The organism is Photorhabdus sp. CRCIA-P01, assembly GCF_003545805.1.
GTDB classification, from domain to species: domain Bacteria; phylum Pseudomonadota; class Gammaproteobacteria; order Enterobacterales; family Enterobacteriaceae; genus Photorhabdus; species Photorhabdus antumapuensis.
On sequence record NZ_NMQR01000190.1, the window covers coordinates 1 to 1,015 of the forward strand.

The 1,015-nt window shown below is 45.1% G+C and carries 1 protein-coding gene; it reads right to left on the minus strand.

All coding sequences use genetic code 11. The features are described 5' to 3' along the window. On the minus strand, positions 1 to 524 hold a 524-nt coding region (locus D3222_RS24740; protein ID WP_118988369.1), incomplete at its 3' end, for a filamentous hemagglutinin N-terminal domain-containing protein. Positions 525 to 1,015 lie beyond the last annotated feature (491 nt).

A 1,015-nucleotide genomic window follows, 5' to 3' on the forward strand; every position in this document is an offset into this window, starting at 1 on the left:
TTTTTAACCTCCAGTGCTTCCAACGCGCCCTGTTTATCAAATTGGGGTTTACCCGTGGTCAGTGTGGCACTGGCCGTATTAATAAAACCACAGCCATCACAGGTAATGCCATTAGGGTTGGCAATCATCACGTTGGCTTTATTGCCGAAAATTTCCAATTGGCCTTGCAGGTTAGATTGTCCGCTGCCGGTCACTTCATTAATAATCAGTTCCGCCGGTTTTCCATGCAGGTTAGGGTTAGCGTTAAGTTGCCCGGCCAGTTGTGATTGAGCCGCTTGAGTGGCGTTATTGAGTACGGCGCCTGGAGTGGCGACATTGAACTCTTTATAGGTGTTGTGGGATATCCCCGCGTTGTTCGGCGTGGCAATATTCACCACCGGGACATTGCCCTGATTTTGGACCTGCGTATGGTGATTGTCCGGTGTTATTCCGGCGGCAATCGCCGGGTGGAGTGGCTGAATTGCCGTCAGGTAAATTAAAAGATAACTCGTGCCTCTCGCCACGGAGTTGCTGCGTTTACTCATCGTACTTTCCCTTTTGTTTACTTTAAGTGTGACAAAGTCAGTGAGACTGACCAATAAGTGACCCGGTTCTGCGGTCAGGCTGCGGTGAGAAAATGGTCATCTTTCCACAGGAAATATTGATGATTTAATAGTTACATCATTAAACCATTCTAATGTGTAATTAATTGACTGTCAGAATGAATAGTATGAAATGTGATCAGAGATCGGTTTTTTAATCCTGATAATGGGGAATCTGTTATATTAAATGCCGGAAAATCACGATAAGGATGGGGATGGGGATGTTGTTTCCTTACGCCAGCCCTGACTCTTTCGGTTTTTGCGTGAGGGTAATTGGCAATCGAGCCAGGACGAGCTCCTTCACGATGAAAAGACCAGTAAAAATTTAATCATTAAAGGTAAAAGGCCCTGATTAAAGATTGTTTAAAGCAGGTAAAAAACTCAATGCTATACCCGATCTGCGGTTACACTGCCTTTATTATCCAGCGTGGTAT